The organism is Nocardia sp. NPDC051787 (assembly GCF_040681325.1).
Taxonomy (GTDB): domain Bacteria; phylum Actinomycetota; class Actinomycetes; order Mycobacteriales; family Mycobacteriaceae; genus Nocardia.
Window position 1 is genome coordinate 132,112 of record NZ_JBFAYO010000016.1, and the last position, 15,393, is coordinate 147,504.

At 69.2% G+C, this 15,393-nt stretch carries 15 protein-coding genes; 6 read left to right on the forward strand and 9 right to left on the reverse strand.

What is annotated here, in order from left to right; translation table 11 throughout:
* Nucleotides 1-46 precede the first annotated feature (46 nt).
* Complete coding sequence (locus AB0M45_RS18965; protein WP_364330321.1) at nt 47-289, forward strand: hypothetical protein; 243 nt, start codon at nt 47-49, stop codon at nt 287-289.
* A 134-nt stretch (nt 290-423) separates the two neighbouring features.
* Nucleotides 424-651: a hypothetical protein gene (locus AB0M45_RS18970; RefSeq protein WP_364330324.1), complete on the forward strand. Its 228-nt coding sequence runs from the start codon at nt 424-426 to the stop codon at nt 649-651.
* Between the two features lie 16 nt (nt 652-667).
* Here the strand turns inward: AB0M45_RS18970 and menD are convergent, their stop codons facing one another.
* The 3 genes from menD to AB0M45_RS18985 all read right to left on the reverse strand — a co-directional run bounded on the left by menD (nt 668) and on the right by AB0M45_RS18985 (nt 3,903).
* On the reverse strand, nt 668-2,311 hold the full coding sequence (gene menD / locus AB0M45_RS18975) for a 2-succinyl-5-enolpyruvyl-6-hydroxy-3-cyclohexene-1-carboxylic-acid synthase (RefSeq protein WP_364330327.1): 1,644 nt from the start codon (nt 2,309-2,311) through the stop codon (nt 668-670).
* Between the two features lie 414 nt (nt 2,312-2,725).
* Nucleotides 2,726-3,172 (reverse strand): hypothetical protein, encoded by a 447-nt coding sequence (locus AB0M45_RS18980; protein ID WP_364330330.1) that lies wholly within the window; start codon nt 3,170-3,172, stop codon nt 2,726-2,728.
* A 74-nt stretch (nt 3,173-3,246) separates the two neighbouring features.
* Nucleotides 3,247-3,903, reverse strand: coding sequence for a PaaI family thioesterase (locus AB0M45_RS18985; RefSeq protein ID WP_364330333.1), 657 nt, complete (start codon nt 3,901-3,903; stop codon nt 3,247-3,249).
* A gap of 278 nt (nt 3,904-4,181) precedes the next feature.
* Here AB0M45_RS18985 and AB0M45_RS18990 point away from each other — a divergent pair, with 278 nt between their 5' ends.
* The 3 genes from AB0M45_RS18990 (at nt 4,182) to menE (ending at nt 7,038) form a co-directional block, all read left to right on the forward strand.
* A complete protein-coding gene (locus AB0M45_RS18990; protein WP_364330336.1) occupies nt 4,182-5,075 on the forward strand; it encodes a 1,4-dihydroxy-2-naphthoyl-CoA synthase in 894 nt (297 codons plus the stop codon).
* 1 nt (nt 5,076) lies between these two features.
* A complete protein-coding gene (locus AB0M45_RS18995; protein WP_364330339.1) occupies nt 5,077-5,469 on the forward strand; it encodes a VOC family protein in 393 nt (130 codons plus the stop codon).
* A gap of 417 nt (nt 5,470-5,886) precedes the next feature.
* The gene (menE, locus tag AB0M45_RS19000; protein ID WP_364330342.1) at nt 5,887-7,038 is read left to right on the forward strand and encodes an o-succinylbenzoate--CoA ligase; all 1,152 of its coding nucleotides are present in this window, start codon (nt 5,887-5,889) and stop codon (nt 7,036-7,038) included.
* Nucleotides 7,039-7,071: 33 nt separating this feature from the next.
* On the opposite strand, the gene AB0M45_RS19005 is transcribed toward menE, so the two are convergent.
* The 4 genes from AB0M45_RS19005 to AB0M45_RS19020 all read right to left on the reverse strand — a co-directional run bounded on the left by AB0M45_RS19005 (nt 7,072) and on the right by AB0M45_RS19020 (nt 13,863).
* Nucleotides 7,072-11,274: a bifunctional nitrate reductase/sulfite reductase flavoprotein subunit alpha gene (locus AB0M45_RS19005; protein WP_364330345.1), complete on the reverse strand. Its 4,203-nt coding sequence runs from the start codon at nt 11,272-11,274 to the stop codon at nt 7,072-7,074.
* A gap of 114 nt (nt 11,275-11,388) precedes the next feature.
* Nucleotides 11,389-12,093, reverse strand: coding sequence for a demethylmenaquinone methyltransferase (locus tag AB0M45_RS19010; protein WP_364330348.1), 705 nt, complete (start codon nt 12,091-12,093; stop codon nt 11,389-11,391).
* A gap of 71 nt (nt 12,094-12,164) precedes the next feature.
* Nucleotides 12,165-13,307: a glycosyltransferase family 1 protein gene (locus AB0M45_RS19015; RefSeq protein WP_364330351.1), complete on the reverse strand. Its 1,143-nt coding sequence runs from the start codon at nt 13,305-13,307 to the stop codon at nt 12,165-12,167.
* 100 nt (nt 13,308-13,407) lie between these two features.
* A complete protein-coding gene (locus AB0M45_RS19020; RefSeq protein WP_364330354.1) occupies nt 13,408-13,863 on the reverse strand; it encodes a DUF3592 domain-containing protein in 456 nt (151 codons plus the stop codon).
* 39 nt (nt 13,864-13,902) lie between these two features.
* Between AB0M45_RS19020 and AB0M45_RS19025 the strand changes: the two genes are divergently transcribed.
* A complete protein-coding gene (locus AB0M45_RS19025; protein ID WP_364330356.1) occupies nt 13,903-14,409 on the forward strand; it encodes a DUF2505 domain-containing protein in 507 nt (168 codons plus the stop codon).
* Between the two features lie 58 nt (nt 14,410-14,467).
* Here AB0M45_RS19025 and AB0M45_RS19030 read toward each other — a convergent pair whose 3' ends face one another.
* Both AB0M45_RS19030 and AB0M45_RS19035 read right to left on the reverse strand, forming a co-directional pair.
* Nucleotides 14,468-14,905, reverse strand: a complete 438-nt coding sequence (locus tag AB0M45_RS19030; protein ID WP_364330359.1) for a VOC family protein — start codon at nt 14,903-14,905, stop codon at nt 14,468-14,470.
* Nucleotides 14,906-14,962: 57 nt separating this feature from the next.
* Nucleotides 14,963-15,391, reverse strand: coding sequence for an AraC family transcriptional regulator (locus AB0M45_RS19035; RefSeq protein ID WP_364330362.1), 429 nt, complete (start codon nt 15,389-15,391; stop codon nt 14,963-14,965).
* Nucleotides 15,392-15,393: the final 2 nt, after the last annotated feature.

Sequence of the window (15,393 nt, forward strand, 5' to 3'; positions counted from 1 at the left end):
TCCAGCCGTAGCGGCGAAAAGCCCTGGAAAAGAGGAGAATTGGAGGATGAAGGGTGATCGTGTGGAGATCGTCGTCGATGTCGGCGACGGGTCGCGCAGTTACGAGATCGCGGCTACCCGGGCCGGGCGGCGCGTCGAAGTGCGGATTGCGCGCGGCGTGGTCGAAGTCAGTGAGGTGACGCGATCCGGGACGGCGGTGCGCACCGCGCGGTTCATGGCCGGGCGCACGCTCGCATTGGTGGAGCATCCCGCGAACGCGGCGGCGCCGCGTGCGGACGAGGGGGGATAACCCACCCCTGCGAGATGGTTGCCCCGCGGCCCGGCCACGGGCATCCTCGATGCTGCCAGCTGTACGTCTGCCTTGATTGCGGCGTGCCAGGACGGGTATGCCGATCGCGAGGCCTACGCGGAGAGGAGCGCACGATGACAGACCCCCTTGCGGACGCGGTCCCCGAGGCCGATCTCGCGGAGCAGTCCATCCCGGCGTATCCGGAGGAGCCGGTCTTACCCGACGACGTACCGGAGCGGGAAGAGAACTCCGAGCGAGCGGTCATCGAGCGCGACGTGTGGGACGCCAATCCGGCGGACGTAGTCGAACAGTCCATCGTGGTCCCACTGGACGACGACGTCGAGGACGAATTCGGCTATTGACCAGCCCTGCGCCCGATCAGGGCTGGATCTTCGCCCGCACCGTCGCGTGTAGTTCCCGCAGGCTCGACCGTTCGGTGGCGACCTCCAGCACGCGCGTACCGTGCGCGTGCCCGGTCAGCTCGACGGCCAGTTGCTGTGGATCGACCTGCCGGTGCGGGATGCGGTAGGCGGCGCACAGCGCGGCCAGATCCATGCCGTGCGGCGTGCCGAAGACCCGCTCGAACACGCCCGCGTACTGCGGATCGCCCTGCTCGAGCAACTCGAAGATGCCGCCGCCGTCGTCGTTGGCGACCACGATGGTCAGATCGGTTGGCCGCGGTTCACCGGGCCCGATGAGCAGGCCGGACGCGTCGTGCAGGAACGTGAGGTCGCCGATCAGGGCGACGGTGCGGCCCGGATGGTGCAGTGCGGCGCCGACCGCCGTGGACACCGTGCCGTCGATACCGGCGACGCCGCGATTGGAGAGCACTTTGATCCCGGGGCGGGGGTGTGACACCAGCGCGGCGTCACGCACCGGGTTGGACGCGCCGAGCAGGAGTTGGTCGCCGTCGCGCAGTGCGTCCATCACGACCGCGGCGACGTGCAGTCCGGTCGGCTTCGGGTGCCGCGCGAGTTCGGCGCGCACCACTTGGTCGGCTTTCGCGTTCAGTTCGTGGCAGCGATTCAGCCATTCGGCGCTCGGGGCGCCTGTGGTGACCGCGCGCGTTCCGGTGCCGACCACGTTGCCGGACACGTCGGGCCAGCGCGGACCGGTGGTGAGCGCGTACACGCGGACGTCCGGGTCGGCGAGCACCTTCGACACTTGGCGATGCAGGGTGGGGCGGCCGGTGATGATCGCTTGCCGGGGCCGCAGCAGCGGCAGCGCGAGCGGGTGCAGCGCGGGGCCGTGCATGGGTGCGGTGGGCTCGGCGACCGTCGGCAGCGCCGCCAGTTCCGGGCGGAGTCCGGCGCCGTGTCCGGAGATCACCACGGTGTCAGGGGAAAGATCGAGATCGAGCGGCACGTCCAGCGTGGCGTACTGGGTCTCGGTCCAGGCGCACTCGCCGGCGCGGCCCGCGGGAGCCGACTCGTCCGGCACCAGGTCGGGAACGAGCGGTTCGCGCAGCGGGACGTCGAAGTGCACCGGGCCCGCGTTACCGGAGCGGGTGCCGCGCGCCGCCGCGAGCACCCGGCAGACTGCCGAGCGCCACTGGCTGTTCTGCTGACCGTAGGGCGGATGGCCGGCGTCGCCCGCCTCCCCCTCGGCCAAGCCGAGCGAGATGGTGGCGCGGACCTGGCTGCCGAACAAGCCGAACTGCTCGATGGTCTGGTTGGCGCCGGACCCCAGCAGCTCGTAGGGCCGGTTGGCACTGAGCACCACCAGCGGGACCCTGGCGTAGTTGGCCTCCAGCACGGCGGGCCCGAGGTTGGCCACCGCGGTGCCCGAGGTCATCACGACCGGAACCGGGAGCCTGCTCGCGACGGCGAGTCCGACGGCGAGGAAGCCCGCCGTTCGTTCGTCGATCCGCATGTGCAGCCGCAAACGCCCGGCCGCGTCGGCGGCCTGCAGGGCGAAGGCCAGCGGAGCGTTCCGGGAGCCGGGGCACAGGACGACATCCCGCACGCCCCCGCGCACGAGTTCGTCGACGACGACGTGCGCTTGTGCTGTAGACGGGTTCACGCCTCCAGACTGGCAGACAGTTCCGCCTGTGCGACGTCCGGGAGGGGCATGTCTCATTGTCTCTTCGGCCACGTCCGCTGCGCGGCCGGATTCGCGGTGGGCTGGCGCGGGCCGGGCGAGGCTATTCGGCCATGTCGGCAGGGCCGGGTTCGTGATCCCTTGGACTCGGACCGGGAGAATCGGCCGCGTTTGTGGCAACGAATCCGCGATAGATCACGCTCGGACGGGCGACGGCATACATTTTCGGCTACCTGTGCGTCAGCCACTCGGCCGCGCTCAGCAGGACCACACCGCGGTAGCGGTTCGACGTGAATTGGTCGATCTCAGTCGCTTGATGCGAGATCGATAGGGTCGCGCGTGCGTCGCACATCGAGGGCCGGGAAGCCGAGACGCCCCGATGTGCGACCTCGCAAATCAGTTGGCGTGCTTCTCGATCAGGTCGCCGACCCGCGGCAGCGCCTCGATGACGTTCTTCTTCGCCGACGAGCGCATCGAGGAGTAGACCTTCTTCAGGGCAGGCCGGGTGGAGGCCTCGGCGCGCGCGTCGGTGACGGCGAGCAGCGCCTCGGCGACCTCGTCGGACTTGGCGACGAGCAGATCGGCGAACTTGCCGGAGCCCGACGCGGCGTACTCCTGCCAGAACGGCTCCAGCTGCGCGACGAGTTTGGGCGCCAACGACTCCAGCGCATCGGGCACGATAGACGGGCTGATCTTCTTGACCGCCGCGTAGCCACCCTTCACAGCCAGGCCGGACGCACCACCCTTGTCCGACACCTCGGCGTCGAGAACCTCGACGGCATCGGCAAGGAAAGCCGGGCGCTTGGCGTCGTCGAGCAGGGATTCAGACAGTGCTGCAACCACTTTCAGGTTCCTCCGGATCGATATCGATGAACGAGCGAGGGCAACTATACGCACCCGCGCCAGCGTTCACCCGGCTACGGCTGCCACGGCAGCAACTGCACCATCAATCCCTCGCAGTCGGCGAGCAGATTGCCCTGCTCATCGAGCAATTCGGCGGTTATGAAAGTTTTGCGCCCTTCGATCCGGTCCACCCGCCCGCGAACCGTCAGCGGCGTCTCCAGCGGAGTGATCTTGCGATAATTCACGTGCAGGAACGCGGTGCGGCTGATCGGCCGTCCGGCGTAGTGCACGATCATGCCGAGCAGATCGTCGAACAGCAGTGGGAGCACGCCGCCGTGCGCGGCCCCGTTCCCGCCGAGATGGAAGCGGCGGAACACGCCGGTCATCTCGATGCCGTCCGGCCCAGCCTCGACCACCCGCCACGGCAGCAGCAAAAGGCTACCGCGCCCGGGCAATTCCACGGCGCGCCCCGCGGGACCCTGCAACTCCGGCGCCCGGTACGGCTCGAGCAGATCGATCAGCTCACGGGCTTTGGCCTGCGCCGCCCCGAAGACGTCGTCCGGCGCGTCCACGGCGACCGCGAGATCCTGGAGCGTCCGCATGGCCTCGACGAACGCGCCGAAGTTCGGCCCGACCCGCGCCGCGGTGACCTTCGGGAATCCGCCGTGCTTCTCATACCGGGACTCGTCCACCGCGCTCCGGTCGATAACAGGTTTCACTCGATCGCTCATACCTGCACGGTAACGCGTGGTTTTACACCGTCAAATCGAGAGTGGGCAGATATGGCGAAGCCGCTGGCGATGCATCGAACACAAACCGCTCGGCACAACTCCGGCTTTCGAGCGCAGCGAGACCGAGCATTGCCCGTTCGCGGCCCGGCTCGTGTCCGAGTGGCCGCCGCGTCCGCGACGAAGTCGCCAGCGGTGGTCGCTCGGACACGAGCCATGAGGGGGCCGTGAACACGCAGTGCCGTAGGCACTGCAAATCAGGCAGAGCAATAATCACGGGGGTGACGTTCAATCCGAAGTTATGGCGCCCGGTTCCGGGATTCGAGAACCTGACCGACATCACCTACCACCGGCATATCGAGCAGGGCACCGTGCGGGTCGCGTTCGACCGGCCGGAGGTGCGCAACGCGTTCCGCCCGCATACGGTCGACGAACTCTACCGGGCACTCGACCACGCCAGGATGACTCCGGACGTCGGCGCGGTGCTGATCACCGGGAACGGCCCGAGCCCCAAGGACGGCGGGTGGGCCTTCTGCTCCGGCGGCGACCAGCGCATCCGCGGGCGCAGCGGCTACCAGTACGCCAGTGGCGACACCGCGGACACGGTCGACCAGGCGCGCGCGGGCCGGCTGCACATTCTCGAGGTGCAGCGGCTGATCCGTTTCATGCCGAAGGTGGTGATCGCGCTGGTGAACGGCTGGGCCGCGGGTGGTGGCCACAGCCTGCACGTGGTCTGCGACCTCACCCTGGCCAGCCGCGAGCACGCCCGCTTCAAGCAGACCGACGCCGACGTGGGCAGCTTCGACGGCGGCTACGGCAGCGCGTACCTGGCCAAGATGGTCGGCCAGAAGTTCGCCCGCGAGATCTTCTTCCTCGGCCGCCCCTATACCGCCGAGGAGATGCACCAGATGGGCGCGGTGAACAAGGTCGTCGACCATGCCGAGCTGGAAGACGTCGCGCTGGAGTGGACCGCCGACATCAACGGCAAGTCCCCGCAGGCGCAGCGCATGCTGAAGTACGCGTTCAATTTGCTCGACGACGGGCTGGTCGGCCAGCAACTGTTCGCGGGCGAGGCGACCAGGATGGCGTACATGACCGACGAAGCCGTCGAAGGCCGCGACGCGTTCCTGGAAAAGCGCAAGCCGGACTGGGCCCCCTACCCCTGGTACTTCTGACATGGACATCCTCAGTAGCCGGATCATCCTGCGTCCCGCGGACTACGCGGCCACGCTCGCCTTCTACCGGGACGGGCTGGGGCTGGCCATCGCGCGGGAGTATCCCGGCGGCACGGTCTTCTTCGCCGGACAGTCGCTGATCGAGGTGGCGGCGCACGGCGGATCGGGTAGTTCCTCCTCGTTCGAGGGCGCCCTCTGGCTCCAGGTCCGCGATCTGTCCGATGCCGCCGCGGAGCTGTCGCTCAAGGGCATCGCGATCGACCGTGCGCCGGTCGAGGAGCCATGGGGCCTGGTCGAGATGTGGGTGCGCGATCCCGACGGCGTGCCGATCGTCTTCGTCGAAGTGCCGCCCTCGCATCCGATCAGACGGGATTCTCGCTGGTCACCGGAGTGACATCGGTTCCATTCGGTAGTTGGGCGGGCCGCGCCGAGTTGCCAATGCGACAACCGGCGAGGACGATAACGCTCAGACGGCCACCCGACCGCCGATGTCCGGGCCGCCGTGTCCGCGTCCCGTCCGACGAGTGAATCGCAGTCCCGATGCCAGTCGTACCCGAGCCCCGATCCGTCCGGGTGACCGCTCTCCAGCGCCACCCCGGCAAACCGACCCGTTCCGCGTGCGGCGACGCGGGCATGACACGATCCCTACTGTGAGGGAGCGCAGCGAGCGAGCCATGGGCACAGCGGCTCTGGGCACGACCGAGCCGGGCGAACGGCGAGGCAGGGGAGGCGCGGTCATGAGCGGTCAGGCCTGGAGGAGGCAGCGGAGCGTGACCACGGAGGGCCCCGCTCATGCCCGAATGGATACGGCATGAGTAAGACGCTGCGAACCTTGCCGATGCCCACCGGATCGGGTCTCGGCGACGTCATGCCGCACCTGCGGCAGGCGCTGGAAGGTAATGGGGCCGCGTGGCTGCCGATTCCCACCAGCGACCGGCGCGAGGCCAGACGCCTGAGCGACGCGCTTTCGCCGGGCGAACCGATCGACGACGAGGTCGCCCTGGTCGTCACCACCTCTGGCACCACAGGTGTGCCGAAAGGCGCGATGCTCAGCGACGCGGCCCTGCGCGCCAGCGGCACCGCGACGCACGATCGGCTCGGCGGGCCGGGCAACTGGTTGCTGGCCCTGCCCACCCATCACATCGCCGGCATCCAAGTACTGCTGCGCAGCGTCCTGGCGGGCACCGAACCCACCGTACTGGACGTGTCGGGCGGATTCCTGCCCGAAGCGCTCGCGGGTGCCATCGCGGGCATGCGCGGCGAGCGCCGGTACACGGCCCTGGTCCCGACCCAGCTGATCAAGGCGCTCGACTCGCCGCTGGCCGCCGCGGCACTGGCCGAGCTCGACGGCGTGCTCGTCGGCGGCGCGGCCACCCCGCTGCCGGTGTACGAGCGCGCCCGAGCCGCGGGCATCACCGTGGTCCGCACCTACGGCATGAGCGAAACCTGCGGTGGTTGCGTATACGACGGCGTGCCACTGGACGGCACGAAGGTGCGTATCGAGGAGGGCCGGGTGGTGATCGGCGGTGCCGTGATCGCCTCCGGCTATCGCAATCAGCCCGACCATCCCGCCTTCGCCGAACCGGGCTGGTTCCGCACCGAGGACGCGGGCACGTTGGAGAACGGCCTGCTGACCATCACCGGGCGGCTGGACGAGGCGATCACGACCGGTGGCCTGCTGGTGATCCCGCAGGTGGTCGAGGCGGTGCTGAGCACCCATCCCGCGATCAGCGAGGTGGTGGTGCTCGGGCTGCCGGACGAACGGCTCGGAGAGCGCGTCGCCGTCGCTGTCGTGCCCAACCCCGGCGCCGCACCCAGCCTCGACGAACTGCGCGAACACGTGATCGCCGAACTGGACACCATCGCCGCCCCGCGCGAACTCGCCGTGCTCGACGAGATCCCGCTGCGCGGCCCCGGCAAGCCCGACCGTGCGAAAGTCCGCGAGTACCTGCTGGCCGACTAGCCGGCGGTGCTCGTCGACCGCGGCAACGAAAGCTCAGTAAACGTCGCGGACGTAGCGCTTTTCGGCGACCAACTGCTTCTTGAACGCCAGCGCACCGTCCTCGTCGAGTTTGCCGTGGATGCGGGCGATCCGCAGTAGCGCGTCGTCGACGTCCTTGGCCATGCGGCTGGCGTCGCCGCAGACGTAGAAGTGGGCGCCATCGCGCAGCCATGACCACAGCTCGGCGCCGTGTTCGATCATCCGGTGCTGCACGTAGATCCGCTCGCGCTGGTCGCGGGAGAAGGCCAGGTCGAGCCGGGTCAGGAAGCCGGAGCGGAACATGTCCTCCAGCTCGGCGCGGTAGTAGAAGTTGTGCGCCGCGTGCTGATCGCCGAAGAACAACCAGTTGCGCCCGGTGCGGCCGAGGGCACTGCGCTCCTGGAGGAAGCCGCGGAACGGCGCGATGCCGGTGCCCGGTCCCACCATGATCATCGGCGTCGCCGGGTCGGCGGGCGGACGGAAGTGCGGAGCCCGCTGCAGGAAGATCGGCACCGCCGCGTCGGCGAGTTCGGCTCCCGCCCGGTCGGCCAGGAAGGTCGAGCACACGCCGCCGCGCCGCGCGGCCGAACCGATGGCCGCGGGGTCGCCGTAGCGGACGATGCCGACGGTCAGCTCCACCTCATCCGGGCTGACCAGCGGGCTCGACGAGATCGAATATTGCCGCGGCTGCAGCTTCTTCAGCGTGCCGAGCCACTCCACCAGATCCGCCCGCACCGGAAAATCGCGCAGCACGTCGACGGCCTGCCGGTCCCACAGGTAATTGGCCAGCTCGTTGCGATTGTCCCTGCGCAGCAGCTTGGCGAGCCTGCTGCTGTGATTGCGCTCGGCGAGGAAGCCGAGCAGGTCGTGGCTGACCTTGGTGATGTCGTAGTGCGTCCGCAGCGCCTCGGTCAGCGGTAGTTCGCGGTCGTCGACTTCGACCACCCGGCGGCCGTCCAAGCCGGTGGCGGTCAGCCACTCGGTGACCAGCGAGGTGCAGTTCATCGGCCAGACGCCCAGGGAATCGCCCACCTCGTATCCGGCTTCGAGACCGCGCAGATCGAACCCGAACCGGCGTACCTCTTTGGGCGAATCGCCCGCCGACAGCAACTCGTTGCGCACCAGCGGGGCGCGCAGTGGGGTGCTGCGGGTGAACGGCGCGGGAGCGGTGCGGGTGCGGCCGAGCGCGGGCGCGGCGGTCGGGCGCTCCATCGTGGCTACCGCGCCAGTCGCCGTGCGTACTGGGCCGATTCCGCCGCGTGCCGGCAGATCGGCGGGGGAGCCGGGCTCGTCGGAGGGGTCTGCCGGACCGTCACCGAACGCGGCGAGCACGTCATCGAGCCAGCGGTCGGCGGCGTCCTGGTAGTCGGGTTCGCTCTCGACGCGCGGGAGCAGTCGCGTCGCGCCCAGGTCGGCCAGCTTCCGGTCCAGTTTGCGGCCGTAGCCGCAGAAGTCGTCGTAGGACGAGTCGCCGAGCGCGAACACCGCGTATCGCACACCGGTCAGCCGCACGGCGCTCTCGGCCAGCCGATCCCAGAAATCGGCTCCGTTGTCCGGCGGTCCGCCGTCGCCGAACGTGCTGCTGATCACCAGCACGTCGCCGCTGATCGCGCCGATGTCGCAGGAATCCAGGTCCAGCAGCCGGGGCGCGAAACCGCCCTCGGCCAGGCGCGCGGCGGCCTTGGCGGCGAATTCCTCCGCGGTACCGGTCTGCGAAGCCCATAGCACGGTGATCGCGCGCGCGGCGGCGCCCGCGCTCGGAGCGGTCACCGGGACCGCCGTGCCGCGCGAATACATACCGGCGAGCAGGCCATCGACCCACAGCCTGCTATGCGCGGACATCGGCGCCGACTCAGGAAGCACCGGCTGCCCGGTCACCGGAAGTGCTTGCAACGCGGCCAGATAGCCGCTGAGGTAGATCCGCTCGGTCTCATTGAGCGTGGGTGCGGTGCCGCTGTCCAGGCCGAGCACGGCCGCCAGCGGGTGCGCCGGCTCCACCGTGGGCAGTGCGGGGTGAGTCTCCGGTTGCGGCACGGCGGCGACCCGGCGCAGCGCCACCGCGCACGCCTTGAACTCCGGTTGCAGCGACGCCGGGTCGACCGCGTCGTTGGTGACCGCGTTGATGGTCAGGTATTCGCCCTGCTCGTCGTTCCAATGGAACGGCACGAAGCAATCGCCCTGCCGAACCCGGTCGCTGACCTGCACCGGGAGCACCGCCCGGCCCCGGCGCGATGCGATCTCGAGCTGGTCGCCTTCGCGCAGGCCGAGGCGCTCGGCGTCGGCCGGATGCACCTCGACGAGCGGCGTCCCGTTCAGCTTGGTCAGCTTGTCGATCTTGCCGGTCTTGGTCATCGTGTGCCACTGGTGCTGCAGGCGGCCGGTGTTGAGCAGGAACGGGTAGTCGTCGTCCGGCATCTCCTGCGGCGGCATGTGCGGCCGCGGCCAGAACACCGCCCGGCGGCTCGGTGTGGCGAAGGCGAGCCTGGGCTGATGGCCGTTCTCGTCGACGAACAGCGTCTGGCTGACCCCGTCGTTGCGGTACCGGATCGGATTGCGCCTGCGCTCGGGCTGCGCGCACGGCCACTGCATCGGGCCGTCGCGCAGCGCCTCGTAGCTCACGCCGCGCAGGTCGTAGCCGGTCGCGGGATTCGCGAACCGCTTGATCTCATCGAAAACCTCGGCGCTGGAGGTGAAGTCGAAGCCGGGGAACCCCATCGCGGTGGCGACGTCGGCGATCAGCCGCCAGTCCGGCCGCGCGTCTCCGGTGGGCGGGACCGACTGCTGGAGCAGAGTGAGATTGCGTTCGGAGTTCACCATCACCGCATCGGTTTCCGCCCACAGCGTGGCGGGCAGCAGCAGATCGGCGTAGGCGTTGGTCGCGGTTTCGGTGTAGGCGTCCTGCGCGATCACCAGTTCGGCCGCCTCCAGGCCCGCGATCACCGTCTTCCGGTTCGGCACGGTGGCAACGGGATTGGTGCAGATGATCCACGCCGCCTTGATCGTGCCCTCGGCCAGCCCGCGGAACATCTCGATCGTGCCTGGCCCGGCCTCGGAACGCAGCGTGCCCGGTGCGAGGCCCCACTCGGTTTCCACGAACGTGCGGTCCTCGGCGGAGAGCAGGCTGCGCTGACCGGGCAGCCCGGGCCCCATGTAGCCCATCTCGCGCCCGCCCATCGCGTTCGGCTGGCCGGTGAGTGAGAACGGCCCGCTCCCGGGACGGCAGATGGCCCCGGTGGCCAAGTGCAGGTTGCACAGGGCGTTGGTATTCCAGGTGCCGTGCGTGGACTGGTTGAGTCCCATCGTCCACAGCGACATCCAGTCACCCGCCGCGCCGATCCACTGCGCGGCGGTACGGATGTCGGCTTCGGCGAGTCCGGTGATCTCGGCGACCCGCGCAGGCGGATAGTCGGCCAGGAACTCCGGCATCGCGTCCCAGCCCTCGGTGTGCTCGGCGATGAACTCCGCGTCGATGTCGCCGTTCTCGACGAGCAGGTGCAGCAGGCCGTTCAGCAGCGCGAGATCCGTGCCGGGGGCGATCTGGAGGAACAGGTCGGCACGTGCGGCGGTCTCGGTGCGGCGCGGGTCGACCACGATGAGCTTCGCACCTGCCTTGAGCTGGTCGGCCATCCGCAGGTAGAGGATCGGGTGGCAGTCGGCCATATTCGCGCCGATCACGAAGAACAGATCGGTGTGCTCGAAGTCGTCGTAGGAGCCGGGCGGCCCGTCCGCGCCGAGCGACTGTTTGTACCCGGTGCCCGCGCTGGCCATGCACAGTCGCGAGTTCGCCTCGATGTGCATGGTGCGCAGATAACCCTTGGCGAGCTTGGTCGCGAGGTACTGCGCCTCCAGCGACATCTGCCCGGAGACATACAGTGCGATCGCGTCCGGACCGTGCTCGTCCAGGATTGCCCGCAGCCGGGTGGCGGCCTCGTGCACGGCCTCGTCGACGGGGAACGGCACCGGAACCTGGCCACGCTCCGAGCGCCGGTAGGCGGTCTCCATCCGGCCGGACGTGCGCATCATCTCCGCGTGCGTGGCCCCTTTGGTGCACAGCCGCCCCGCGTTCGCCGGGTGCAGCTTGTCGCCGCTGACCTTGGCGATCACCGGCTTGCCCCCGGCACCGGAGCCGGTCTGCACCGTGATTCCGCAGCCCACGCCGCAGTACGAGCACGCCGTTCGGGCGATGCCGTCGCTGCGGCCGGTCACTGCGTCAGACATGCCTTCGATCATCCGGACCGCCGGTTGCGCCGGATTTACCCCGCGTTATCGGCAGGTGACATTCCTCCTCACCGCGCCGAAATTCGGCGGTGAGGTGTGATCGGGATCTCCGGTTCAGCCGAGTTTGTACGCGCGATGCAGGGCGACGACGCCGCCGGTGAGGTTACGCCACTTCACCGAGGACCACCCGTTAGCCGCGATCCGCATGGCCAGCCTGCGCTGGTTCGGCCAGTCGGGGATGGATTCGGCCAGGTAGACGTACGCGTCGGGATTGCTGCTCACCACGCGCGCCACCTTGGGCAGCGCCTTCATCAGGTACTCCAGATACAGCGTCCGGAACACCGGGACGACGGGTGTTGAGAACTCACACACCACCAGCCTGCCGCCCGGTTTGGTGACCCGCAGGATCTCCCGCAGCGCGAGGTCGGTGTCCGCGACGTTGCGCAGCCCGAACGAGATGGTCACCGCGTCGAAGGAGTTGTCGGCGAACGGCAGCGCCATCGCGTCGGCGGCCACCATCGGCACATCGCGGAACCGGCCCGCGGCGAGCATGCCCTTGGAGAAGTCGGCCGCCAGGCACCACGCGCCGGATTTCCGCAGCTCCAGGGTGGACACGCCGGTCCCGGCCGCGAGATCGAGCGCCCGCTCACCCGGTCGCAGCGCGAGCGCTTTGCGGGTCGCCCAGCGCCAGTAGCGATCCTGCCCCGCGGAGATCACCGTGTTGGTCAGGTCGTATCGCCGGGCGACGCCGTCGAACATCGCCGCGACTTCCCGCGGCTGCTTGTCCAACGAGGCCCGGTTCGATTGCGTTTTCGCCACGTCAAGACACTAACTCCCGGCCAGGACGAACCGAGCATGGCACGACGATGCGTCGATCACGCCGATCGCGGTCAAGCCGATTGCGGCAGCCGGATCCGCGTCCCGGTCACCTCGGCGTAGTGACCCATCAGTTGACCGCAGATGGCGGGCCAGGTGCGCGGCAGCACCGATTTCCTGGCCGCGCCCGCGAACCGGGTTCGCAGCGCCGGATCGTGCAGCGCCCCCACGGCGCTGGGGAGCAGTTCGCTGAACCGGTCCACCGGAAGCAGGTAGCCGTTGCGGCAGTGCGCGATCAGGTCGCGCGGACCACCCGCGTCGGGACCGATCACCGGGACGCCCGACGCCAGCGCCTCCTGCACGCCCTGGCAGAACGTCTCGTGCTCGCCCGCGTGCACCATCACGTCCAGGCTGGCGTACGCCTGGGCCAGCTCGTCGCCGCCGAGTTCGCCGGTGAACACCGCGGTCGGCATCATCCGGGCCAGCCGCCGACGCTCCGGCCCGTCACCGACGATGACCAGCTGGATGTCCGGGTCGGTGGCGAGCACCGCAAGCCGCTCGACGTGCTTCTCCGGCGCGACCCGCCCCACGAAACCGACCAGCAGCCGCTCTCGCCCACCGAACCAGGCATCACGCAACGCGGCGGATCGGGCGCTCGGGGTGAAACGCGCGATGTCGACACCACGGCCCCACCGGTGCACGCGCGGGATACCGTGCCTGGCCAGGTCCTCCGCCGCGGCCCGGGACGGGGCGAGAGTGCGGGTGGCGCCCTCGTGGATGCGCCGGGTCCATCCCCAGGCCGCCCGGCTCGCCAGCCCGAGGCCGTAGCTCTTCGCGAAACCGGCGACGTCGGTCTGGTACACCGCTACGGTCGGCAGGTCCAGGCGCAGCGCCGCGCCGAGGCCGCCGGCCCCGAGCAGGAACGGCGAGGCCAGATGGACCACGTCGGCGTCGAAGTCGTCGATGGCCGAGACGATGCCCGGTTGCGGCAGCCCGACCGGGAGCGCACTGACCTTCGGGACCATGACTGCGGGCACCCGGTGGACCGGGAACCGCTCATAGCTGCGCGGTGCGGCGGGTAGCCCGCGCGTGGTGTCCGGCGCGATGATCAGCGCGTCGTGTCCGTGCCGGTCCAGGTGCTCCAGCACCCGCAGCACGGAGTTGACGACGCCGTTCATATTCGGCAAAAACGACTCCGCGACGATCGCTACTCGCACGCTCTCAGCCTGACCGCTACACCGCGCCGCGCCGCCACGCCGAAGTGAAGCGCACGGAAAGTTCCGGCGAACTCCTCGGGGTCGCACCCCGTCGGCGGGCTCAGCTCACCGGCGCGGGCCTGCGCTTGCTCGCGCGGGTGAGCAGCCACAACGCCGGAAGCGTGAGCAGCCAGACCACCACGATGACCGACAAGGCGGGCGGTATAGCGACGCGCACGTCGCGGCCCTCCACACGCACCAGGTCGGGGTCGCTGCGGCTGTACTCCACGCGGATGCGCTCGCCCGCGGTGAGGTTGGTCGGATACAGCACGCCGACCTTCGGATTGTGCGTCTCACCATCCGGTGTGACGTACATGACGGCCGAGCGCAGCCGCCCCGCCGAGAGCACCTCGGCCGTGGTGCTGCCCTTGTCGGAGCTGATCAGGTAGTCGTTGCGCCACGCGGCCAGTACCAGCAGCGCGACCAGCACGCTGACGGCGGTCGCGGCGATCAGCACGCCGATCCTCGCCCGCCGCAGGCGGATCGGCCGCCCGGTGGATTGGCTGGTTTCCGACACCGCCACAGGCTACCGACCGGCTCGGCTACGGTGGCGGCCATGTCCCGAAAATTCAGCTTCACCGTGCCCTACACCGTCCCGGTCGAAGATCTCCACCGGGCAATCACCACCGACGACGTCTGGCAGGCTCGCTTCGCCGACGCCCCGACCGCGACGCTGCAGGTGTCGCACCCCGACGGCGCGGGCACCATCCGTATCCACATGACCGAAAAGGCCGCGGAGGACAAGGTTCCCGCGCTGGTGCGCAAGGTGCTCAAGAGCGAACTCACCTTCTCCCGCACCGACAACTGGCAGCCCCTGGTCGGCGAGGTCGCCAAGGGCTCCTTCGAGGCCAGCACCGGCGGCATCAACACCGCCATGTCCGGAACCTACGAAATGCGCTCCACCGCCGAAGGTTCCGAGCTCGAGGTGGCAGGCACCGTGCAGGTAAAGGTGCCTTTGGTCGGCGGCGCCATCGAGCCGCTCGCCGAACAACTGCACCACCGGGTGCTCAACAGCGAGCGCAAATTCATCGAGGAGTGGCTGACCACCGAACCGACCGCCTGACGAATCCGTCCGTTGCCCCAGCGCGAGCCGGGGCAACGCCCCGATCGCCCGGCCGGTACTACGCGAAGTCCTGCGGCGAGTATTCCTTCGGCTCCACCAGGACCAGCCAGTTCCCCGAGTTGTCCCGAATGATCGCCTCGGTCCCGTATGGCCGCTCGGCGGGCGGCTGAATGAACTCCACACCCTTGGCGGTGAGTTCTTCGAAAGTCTTCTGACAGTTCTCGGTCCGCAGGCCGAGCGAGCCGTGCGTGCCGTTCGCCAGCGCGCGCCGGACGGCGTCGGCGTAGTTCTCGTCCAGCGGCGGCCCCGGGAGCATGAGCGTGATCTCCAGCTCCCGGTGTGCGGGGTGCGCGACCGTGACCCACCGGAAGCCATTGTCGCCCATCGTGACGTCAGCGGACTCGACGAATCCGAGCTTGTCGATGTACCACTGCTTGGCCGCGTCCTGATCCGTCACGTACACCGTGACCAGGGAAACATTTGTGATCGTCGTCATGCGGCCAGGCTATGGCGTGCACATGACCGGCGGCTTCTCCGAAATTGCTCCGTTCGCTCAGTCGGCGGGCTTGCGGTCGGAGAGGCCGTGCATGAAGACGAAACAGCCGGGAATGCGGGGTGCTCCGTCGGCGAACTTCGCCTGATACTGCGACGGCGTTACCCCGACCAGCTGGCGGAATTTGCTGCTGAACGAGCCGAGGCTGCTGTATCCGACCATCATGCATACCTCGGTGACCGTGAGATTGGTCGCCCGCAGGAGATCCTGCGCGCGCTCGATGCGCCGCTGCGCCAGATACGCGGCCGGAGTCAGACCGTAGACCGCGGCGAAGGCGCGCAAGAAGTGATACTTGGACACCCCGGCGGTCGCCGCCAGCTCGTCCAGATTCAGCGGGTCGGCGTAATTCCGGTCCGCGAGGTCCCTGGCTCGGCGCAGATGCGGGAGCAGATACAGCGGGGGCAATCCGCGAGCCGGTTGTTCGCCCATCG

Excerpts from the sequence above, each read along its gene's own strand:
- menE (WP_364330342.1), top strand. The coding sequence starts at position 5,887 with ATGAGTAAGACGCTGCGAACCTTGCCGATGCCCACCGGATCGGGTCTC.
- AB0M45_RS19030 (WP_364330359.1), bottom strand. The coding sequence starts at position 14,905 with ATGACGACGATCACAAATGTTTCCCTGGTCACGGTGTACGTGACGGAT.
- AB0M45_RS19035 (WP_364330362.1), bottom strand. The coding sequence starts at position 15,391 with ATGGGCGAACAACCGGCTCGCGGATTGCCCCCGCTGTATCTGCTCCCG.
- AB0M45_RS19025 (WP_364330356.1), top strand. The coding sequence starts at position 13,903 with ATGTCCCGAAAATTCAGCTTCACCGTGCCCTACACCGTCCCGGTCGAA.
- AB0M45_RS18965 (WP_364330321.1), top strand. The coding sequence starts at position 47 with ATGAAGGGTGATCGTGTGGAGATCGTCGTCGATGTCGGCGACGGGTCG.
- AB0M45_RS19005 (WP_364330345.1), bottom strand. The coding sequence starts at position 11,274 with ATGTCTGACGCAGTGACCGGCCGCAGCGACGGCATCGCCCGAACGGCG.
- AB0M45_RS18995 (WP_364330339.1), top strand. The coding sequence starts at position 5,077 with ATGGACATCCTCAGTAGCCGGATCATCCTGCGTCCCGCGGACTACGCG.
- AB0M45_RS18970 (WP_364330324.1), top strand. The coding sequence starts at position 424 with ATGACAGACCCCCTTGCGGACGCGGTCCCCGAGGCCGATCTCGCGGAG.
- AB0M45_RS18985 (WP_364330333.1), bottom strand. The coding sequence starts at position 3,903 with ATGAGCGATCGAGTGAAACCTGTTATCGACCGGAGCGCGGTGGACGAG.